This is a genomic window from Variovorax sp. GrIS 2.14, assembly GCF_046115955.1.
Classification (GTDB): Bacteria; Pseudomonadota; Gammaproteobacteria; order Burkholderiales; family Burkholderiaceae_C; genus Variovorax.
Map to the genome: position 1 here is coordinate 1 of NZ_JBJXIA010000059.1, position 6,911 is coordinate 6,911.

Here is a 6,911-nt window from a genome sequence, read left to right on the forward strand (position 1 = left end):
GCGATCGCCGCGTTCTTCGTCTTCGTCTTGCTCGTCGGCATACATGCTCCTTGGGGTCATGCTATGCCTCGAACACAAAATTCAGGACAGGCTCATCGCCCTCGCAGATCAGTTTGCGAACTCAGTGCCTATCCGTCGGCCTTTTTACATCCATTCAAGTTCTTGAATGCTGTCAAGCGACTTTCCAGCCTCAGGAACGTACATAGATCCAATCCCAAGAGTGGCGTGCGACCCGATCTGCTTTGTGAACGAACTTGGATCTTGCTCCCACTGCTTACAAATTGGCGCCTCGGTGCAAAGCGTCGACTTCAATTCCCCCTCTGCAGTTTTGTATTCGAGTTGGCAGTAATCACCGCAGACCAATCGCGCCATGGTCGCATTCACCACCGTGTTTCTCTGAGCGGGCTTCGGCGCGCCACCACCGTTGATCGGCTTGGATGAAACCGATACCGCTGATGTCTTCGCTGGCTTCACTTGGGCGACCCCCACCGCGGCAGCCGCACGCTTGAATTCATCAGTACGCGCCATGGCCCCTGTGTCCCAAGCAAGCTGCTTGTGCCCTGCCATCTGCACCCATTGCTCTTTCTTGTCCGTCAACTGAGACGTGTACTCAATCGCGGCTGATGCCTTGTAGTTCGGCAGTTCGACGAGCAACGTGGCTTCGCAACTGATCTTGCCAACCTTTTCGTCGATCGCTGATGTACGGACCGCCTGATGCGTGATCTTGGCCACCTTCTTCACCGTCTCTAGCCAAACGGCCTCTCGTTGTGCGAGGTCGGCCGGAGAACGGGACCGCGGAACGTCCTCGAAAAAGATCTGTTCAACAAGGTCTTTCGTCTGCTGATCCGAACAAGTTGGCACTGATTCAGCACAGCCGACGATTGCAACCGTCGCCCCAACGAGCGCCAGCCATTTCATAACTTTGTTGGCGCTCATCGCTTTACTCCGATCAACACGGAAAGCGCAAGTGAAAGCAGAAAGCAGATCATCTGTTGGTGCGAGCCGACCGGAAAGAACAGCGCGTAGACGTAGTACGCAGACAAAATCAGAACCGACGTCTTGAAGTTCTTCGGAAGAGTTTTGACAACGCCCTTGCTTGCGTAGTACAGCTCCCCCGTCAAAGCGATCAGCGCGGCGATCGGTGCAATAGTGAGCAAACAGACGATCAAGAACCAGCGACGGCGGAACCATCGCACCTGGTAATAAGCACTTGGCAACGAGTCAGCGGCGACCGGACCTGCGGCGACGGCTATCGGCGCCGTTTGCGGAGCGCCGCATTTTGGGCACGCTAACGCGGTTTCGTGGATTTGGGCGCCGCAGCCGCGGCAAGCAACAAAAGCATTCATCGATTTTCCTAGTTGTTAGAGATGAGGCCTACCCGGCTTCGACAGCCGTTTTGGTAGCTACGTTATTCGTAGTATCCGAATCATACAAATATTACGAATCTCGTAGGCTTTCAAAGCGCTACGAATGTCAGAAGCTGATAGGCAGTGGGGAGCACGGTTAAAGCAAGCGCGCATCGCGGCGCAGCTTTCGCAAAAGCAGTTGGGCGTTCAGGCCGGGATCGACCAGTTCGTAGCCAGTACGCGGGTCAATCGATACGAGCTAGGCGTCCACAAGCCGGACTACCTAACGGCTCAGAATCTGGCCAAGGTTCTTGGCGTTTCCGCAGCGTTTTTGTACGCGCCTGAAGACGAGATCGCCGGTCTCTTGTTTCGATATGGCAGCGCCAGCAAGGCGGAGCGTGCGGCCGTACGCAAGATACTGGAAAGGCTACCAGGCCCGCCCGCGCTTTAGCGAAATCAAAACGCTTCATCTACGGCCGCAACTTTTCGGTGCCGCGCCGCAAGCTGCATGCACTCAACGCTCAGATCGCCAATCTCCGCCATCAACCATCCGAGCGCCTCCAAACTGTCGGCACCGATGGTCCCGTCCTCGATCACAGGCGCTGAGTGCGCCAGCAGATGACCTAGCGCAGCCATACCGTTCTGGCAGACAGCCATGACCGTCTCTGCGTTCTCGGCGATGGCTTGATGGCTCACGTCATCGCTTGGCGGCGTCGCCAGACTACGCAGCAGTTCTCGCATCGGATGTTCGGCAACCGACCGATGCTCATGGCGTCGAAGCGTCCGCTTTGCAGCCGTGGCGCTCGCGCTCATTTCGACACCCAGCCGATCGAACCGCGCTCTCGCGGGACCAACGAGATCGCCGACATCAAACGGACCGGCTCGCATGCCCCAAAGCTCGCATAGCTCCACTGGATTGACTTGCGGCGCTTCGACATTTGCAAGGTGTCGTCCATCGTCAAGATCGCGTTGCAGCAAGAAAACGGCAGCGCATCAATCGATGGATCGAGCACCAGCAGCGAGTCGATCGCCAAATCTCGTCCGTGCATGACGCCGCCGCAGCCGACGCCCAGCACGAAGTGACGGTGTCTTTCGCTGCAGCTGGCTTCGTACGCCAGCATCGTCAGCTGACCTCGCTTCAGCGAATTGATAGCGAACGCATCTGTGTCAGCGTCGAAGCCGTCAGCCCAACGCACACGCAATGGCAGCTCCATCGCCTCCAGTGCCTCCACGACCTCGGCCGCAAACACCCCTTGCAGCCACGTGTGACCCAACAGCTCATACAAGTCGGCAGCCACACCGTACTTGCGGTGCGTCATCGCCACAACCGCGGAGCGTTTCACCATGTTCAAGACAATGAGCGCCATCGCCACGCAGTGCAGCGCACACGCGGAATCAGCTGAAGACTGGCGCATGTGGACTTCCACGGCCTCTTGGCGCTGTGCATGGACAGTCAGCATGTCGCCTAGGTTCAGTGCAGGGTGGTAGCGCTGCACGCGACAACCGGTCGCCGTTGTTTGTGCCGGCATGTCAGCAGCACCGCGGCGTCATGACGGTGGTGCGCCACCGGTTCGCTTCGGTGATGACCCAGACAGTCGGTGAGCGACGACGCTCTTCTCTGGTCATTCGCGCGAGCACAGTCGGTTCCAGCAAACGGTACACGGAGACGATTCGTCCACCACGCTCCAGTGCCCGCTGGTTGGCAGCGGCATCGTCGACGTCTACGTCGCCCCAGTCACCGCTTTGATGCTGCGTAAGCAGCATCGACGGACCGCCTTTGTGCAAAGCCATCAGTGCCGTGGCTGCCGTTGTCAAGAATGGCCTACCGATCTGAAACAGAGGTGCAGCATTGCAAGGGGCCGCCGGCGCGCAGCGGACCGTTGGCAAATTGGTATTCAAGAGATCACACATCACGATGTCCTTTCAAATCGGTTTGTTTTTTAACGTGCGTCGGCCTCCGAATCAAGTCGGATACCCAAACGCTTTGAAGATTTGGTCGACGGGCTAGCAGGCCGTCGGGAAATTTATTAAAAAACCCTGAGCAATAAATACGACTTTAGGGTTGCGCAGATCAAGCTGATTAAATCGCTTGGTTGCACCTCTGTGGCAAGGCGTTCATTGCATAAGGAGCACGACGATGCTCGGCTGGTTCTTGCAGTTACCGCAGCGTATCGTAACTACTCGAAATGATGGCGCGTTGGCTCTGTGTTGCCCCAAAAGGCTGGACGGTCAAGCCAATTGTTGGCGCCATTTCCCCAATCACCCACGGCCGCGCCGCCGAGAAATAGATTGCCTCGAAGAACTGCCAGCGTCGCTCAAGAGGGTGCGTTTGAATAACCGGCTGATAGGGCATAAACGCAATCAGGGACAATGTATTTGCCCTCAATCAGCGCTTTGATCAGGCTTTGCAATTCATAAATTTAGCCAAAAACGAGCTTAAAAATCTCTACTTTTAAGCTAAAAACGACCATATTGCGCGTTTCGCCAAATTGTAGCATAATTAAAAACAACACGTTTTTTTGGCTTTTTCATCAATTCGTTGATGCAAGCTTGGACGAATTCTAAAGTATTGTTTCAACCATTTAATTGACGCGCTGAGCGAACGTGCTTTGCAAGCAAATATGCGGCGCTCGCCGCATTCTTTACCAAATCCCCCGCCACTTTGTTTGATCTCCTCGTGAGATCGAAACGGACGCGCACGCCTGTGCCCGAGACGCGGCATTCGTTCGTCCACTTGAAAGTCAACAATGAAATCTTCCATCGCTGGAGGTCGCTCTGCCGCGGGCGTTCGACCACTCTTTGCGCTCGGCCGAGTTGTCGCCACGCCGACAGCGCTGTACGCGCTCAAGCAGTGCGGCATCGATCCGATGCGGTTGCTGGAACGCCATGTGACCGGCGACTGGGGCGATCTGCATCCAGTGGACGTGCGACAGAACGAACTCGGCGCGCGGCTCGGTCTTCGCATCTTGTCGTCTTATCCGATGGGACCAGAAGACTTGCCGCCGGCAAGTCGGCCGCTGCTCTGGATCGTGACAGAAGCCAACCGCGGCACGACAACGTTCTTGTTGCCGGAGGATTACTGATGGCGCGGCCGAAGATGGCGCGGACCGAAGCCGGACGGCCGCACCGCCAAGCTCTCAGACCGCACGGTCCGGCCCGACGCGCATCCAGCGTGGCGGCGTACATCGCCAGCAGCTTGGCGCCGAACACGCAGCGCGCTTACGCGTCGGACCTACGGCACTTCAAGAAGTGGGGTGGCAGCATTCCAGCGACGCCGCTGCAGGTGGCCAAGTATTTGGCTGCACATGCCAAGAAGCTCAAGGTGAGCACGCTGATTCGTCGGCTTGCGGCCATCGCCAGCGCACATGCGGCCATCGGCCAGGTGTCGCCAACACAGTCCACTTTGATTCGCGCGACGCTGCGGGGAATCAAGCGAGTGCATGGGATGGCACAGGCGCAGGCCAAGCCCATCACGCTGGCAATGCTGCGGACATTGGTTCGTTCTTGCCCGGAGCACAGCGTGGTTCGCACGGCGCGCGATCGTGCGCTTTTGTTGGTCGGCTTCGCGGGTGGCTTCCGCCGCTCAGAACTCGTTCGGATTGCGCCAGCGGATCTGGTGTTTAGTCGGTCCGGCGTGACGGTGACGCTGCGCCGCTCGAAGACAGACCCTCACAGCCGCGGTCGAACGGTCGCCCTGCCCTATGGGCTTGGCACTCTTTGTGCGGTGAAGGCCTTAAAGAAGTGGTTGGACATTCTTCAGCGCGAGCGGGAGGACGCCGAGCTGCGGCCGATGTTCCGACGCGTAGACAGGTACGGACGCGTGGGGGGCGCGTTGGGTGACGCTGCTGTCGGCTCGATCCTTCGCGATCGGATGCTCGCGAGTGGTTTGAAAGCGGATGGCTTTTCGGCGCACAGTCTTCGAGCTGGATTGGTGACGGCAGCGGCACAAGCGGGAGCGACAACCTGGGCGATCCAGCGGCAGACGGGGCATAGGTCGGAATGTACGGTGCATCGCTATATCCGGGGCATCTCGCCGTTCAAGATGAACGCATCCAAAACGGCGCTCCGCTTCTAAGCCCGCGCCAACGAGCGATCTCCGGACATATAGCCAAAGCTGCGCAAAGCGGTGCCCAGCACTCGAAAGGCTTCGGCAGAGTCAATGCGGTCGTGCCTGCCGATCCGAAGGCGAGCCCGGCAGTCCGAATTGCTGCCAGGCACGGCGCAACTGGGCGTCTGAGCCGAATCCCGACCGCTCGGCTGCCCGTTACGTGGGCGCTCGATGCCAAGGTCAGCTGCGCATTGGCCAGGCGCAGGCGTCCCAAATAAGTGAGCGGTGCGACCCCGGCATGCGCCACAAAAGGCGCGTCAAATGTCGTGCCGAGGTGTGCGCGACCTCGGCCATGCGGGCAACGTTCCAGTCGTCGTGTGGCTGCTCGCTGACGGCGTCCTGCACGCGGTGCAGTGCGGCGTGCAGGTGATTGCGGTAGGCAAGAAACGGCGAAAGCTCAGGATCATTCGGCCCGCGGCGCAACGCCACGACCATCGTCTGTGCGACCTTCGCCACCGGAGGCTCGCCACACGCGTCGGCGATGAGCTGAAGCATCAGGTCGATGCCGGTCGTCACGCCGGCGCTTCTGTAGACGAGCGGGTCGAGTACGAAGACACGGTTGCCGATCACGTCGCATCGCGGTTCGGCACGGAGTGTGGACCGAAATGTGCAACACCACGAAAAACGCCGCCAGAAGGTCTGCCGGCAAGGCATTGAACAGTTTGGACCGTGCTTCGACGCCACCGGCGGACGCCCCTACAACCACGATGTTCCGCAACGGTACCTGTTGAATCGCCATGAATCACTGTAAGGCATTGCGGCGGGCGTTTTCGTGGGGCGCTGACGTCGCGGTCGCCACGCCAAATGCATGGCCCGACGGTCAAACCATGAGCATGGCGCCCACCACCAACGCCATGGCCGCCGTCGCGGCCCAGCCGAGGACCATGAGCCTGCGCGATGCGGTGAAGCGGCCCATGAGCCGCCTGTTGGACACCATCAGCATCATCACCACCATCACCGGCACGGCGATGACTCCGTTGAGCACCGCGCTCCAGAACAGTGCCTTGATCGGATCGAACGGCGTGAAGCCCAGCGCGATGCCCAGCAGCGTCGACACCACGATCACCGCATAGAACCCGCGCGCTCGCGCGGGCCTGTCTTCCAGGCTGGCGTTCCAGTCGAAGGTGCCCGCCAGTGCATAGGCCACGGAGCCGGCCAACACCGGTATCGCCAGCATGCCGGTGCCGATGATCCCCAGCGCAAACAGCCAGAAGGCGAGCGGACCGGCGATGGGCTTCAGCGCGGCGGCTGCCTGGGCCGAGGTCTGGATGCCGGTCACTTCCTTGGCATGAAGCGCCAGCGCCGCCGTCAGCACGATGAAGAAGGCAATCAGGTTGGACACGCCCATGCCAAAGAAGGTATGAACCCGTCGCATGTGCAAATCCTCGAAAACTGGATGCGCAGCTACAAGCCCGAAGAGCTGTTCGACGAGGCCGGCACGCTGCGCCCCGAGATCG

The 6,911-nt window shown here is 59.3% G+C and carries 10 protein-coding genes and 2 pseudogenes; 4 read left to right on the forward strand and 8 right to left on the reverse strand.

The features are described 5' to 3' along the window. Nucleotides 1–144: 144 nt before the first annotated feature. Nucleotides 145–936: a hypothetical protein gene (locus RCH10_RS26965; protein ID WP_409054758.1), complete on the reverse strand. Its 792-nt coding sequence runs from the start codon at nucleotides 934–936 to the stop codon at nucleotides 145–147. After that, a complete protein-coding gene (locus RCH10_RS26970) occupies nucleotides 933–1,346 on the reverse strand; it encodes a hypothetical protein (protein ID WP_409054759.1) in 414 nt (137 codons plus the stop codon). The genes RCH10_RS26965 and RCH10_RS26970 overlap by 4 nt, the downstream gene beginning before the upstream one ends. Nucleotides 1,347–1,470: 124 nt before the next feature. Between RCH10_RS26970 and RCH10_RS26975 the strand changes: the two genes are divergently transcribed. After that, a complete protein-coding gene (locus RCH10_RS26975) occupies nucleotides 1,471–1,797 on the forward strand; it encodes a helix-turn-helix domain-containing protein (RefSeq protein WP_409054760.1) in 327 nt (108 codons plus the stop codon). Between the two features lie 5 nt (nucleotides 1,798–1,802). Here RCH10_RS26975 and RCH10_RS26980 read toward each other — a convergent pair whose 3' ends face one another. The 3 genes from RCH10_RS26980 to RCH10_RS26990 are packed head-to-tail and all read right to left on the reverse strand — an operon-like array spanning nucleotide 1,803 to nucleotide 3,137. Continuing rightward, nucleotides 1,803–2,159 (reverse strand): hypothetical protein, encoded by a 357-nt coding sequence (locus tag RCH10_RS26980; RefSeq protein WP_409054761.1) that lies wholly within the window; start codon nucleotides 2,157–2,159, stop codon nucleotides 1,803–1,805. Continuing rightward, entirely contained in the window at nucleotides 2,156–2,875 is a 720-nt protein-coding gene (locus RCH10_RS26985) for a hypothetical protein (RefSeq protein WP_409054762.1), read from the reverse strand. Before RCH10_RS26985 ends, RCH10_RS26980 begins: the two co-directional genes overlap by 4 nt. 1 nt (nucleotide 2,876) lies before the next feature. Further along, nucleotides 2,877–3,137 carry a hypothetical protein gene (locus RCH10_RS26990; protein WP_409054763.1) on the reverse strand — a complete coding sequence of 87 codons (261 nt, stop codon included), beginning with the start codon at nucleotides 3,135–3,137 and terminating at the stop codon, nucleotides 2,877–2,879. A gap of 956 nt (nucleotides 3,138–4,093) precedes the next feature. Here RCH10_RS26990 and RCH10_RS26995 point away from each other — a divergent pair. Then, on the forward strand, nucleotides 4,094–4,429 hold the full coding sequence (locus tag RCH10_RS26995) for a type I restriction endonuclease subunit M (RefSeq protein WP_409054764.1): 336 nt from the start codon (nucleotides 4,094–4,096) through the stop codon (nucleotides 4,427–4,429). A 239-nt stretch (nucleotides 4,430–4,668) separates the two neighbouring features. Then, the gene (locus tag RCH10_RS27000) at nucleotides 4,669–5,421 is read left to right on the forward strand and encodes a tyrosine-type recombinase/integrase (protein WP_409054765.1); all 753 of its coding nucleotides are present in this window, start codon (nucleotides 4,669–4,671) and stop codon (nucleotides 5,419–5,421) included. 81 nt (nucleotides 5,422–5,502) lie between these two features. On the opposite strand, the pseudogene RCH10_RS27005 reads toward RCH10_RS27000, so the two are convergent. From RCH10_RS27005 to RCH10_RS27015, 3 genes and pseudogenes are all read right to left on the reverse strand, one after another. Further along, nucleotides 5,503–6,039 (reverse strand): annotated as a pseudogene (locus RCH10_RS27005) (helix-turn-helix domain-containing protein); the annotation flags it as partial. Nucleotides 6,040–6,049: 10 nt separating this feature from the next. After that, a pseudogene (locus RCH10_RS27010) lies at nucleotides 6,050–6,193 on the reverse strand (chemotaxis protein CheB); the annotation flags it as partial. Nucleotides 6,194–6,274: 81 nt separating this feature from the next. Further along, nucleotides 6,275–6,829, reverse strand: a complete 555-nt coding sequence (locus RCH10_RS27015; protein WP_409054766.1) for a divalent metal cation transporter — start codon at nucleotides 6,827–6,829, stop codon at nucleotides 6,275–6,277. Between RCH10_RS27015 and RCH10_RS27020 the strand changes: the two genes are divergently transcribed. Continuing rightward, nucleotides 6,815–6,911, forward strand: a 97-nt coding sequence (locus RCH10_RS27020; RefSeq protein ID WP_409054767.1) for a hypothetical protein, incomplete at its 3' end; no start/stop codon positions are given. The two genes, RCH10_RS27015 and RCH10_RS27020, sit on opposite strands and share 15 nt — an antisense overlap.

Bases quoted from the DNA above. Each gene is read 5' to 3' on its own strand.
- RCH10_RS26965 (WP_409054758.1), bottom strand. From the start codon at position 936: ATGAGCGCCAACAAAGTTATGAAATGGCTGGCGCTCGTTGGGGCGACG.
- RCH10_RS26970 (WP_409054759.1), bottom strand. From the start codon at position 1,346: ATGAATGCTTTTGTTGCTTGCCGCGGCTGCGGCGCCCAAATCCACGAA.
- RCH10_RS26975 (WP_409054760.1), top strand. From the start codon at position 1,471: ATGTCAGAAGCTGATAGGCAGTGGGGAGCACGGTTAAAGCAAGCGCGC.
- RCH10_RS26980 (WP_409054761.1), bottom strand. From the start codon at position 2,159: ATGAGCGCGAGCGCCACGGCTGCAAAGCGGACGCTTCGACGCCATGAG.
- RCH10_RS26985 (WP_409054762.1), bottom strand. From the start codon at position 2,875: ATGCCGGCACAAACAACGGCGACCGGTTGTCGCGTGCAGCGCTACCAC.
- RCH10_RS26990 (WP_409054763.1), bottom strand. From the start codon at position 3,137: ATGGCTTTGCACAAAGGCGGTCCGTCGATGCTGCTTACGCAGCATCAA.
- RCH10_RS26995 (WP_409054764.1), top strand. From the start codon at position 4,094: ATGAAATCTTCCATCGCTGGAGGTCGCTCTGCCGCGGGCGTTCGACCA.
- RCH10_RS27015 (WP_409054766.1), bottom strand. From the start codon at position 6,829: ATGCGACGGGTTCATACCTTCTTTGGCATGGGCGTGTCCAACCTGATT.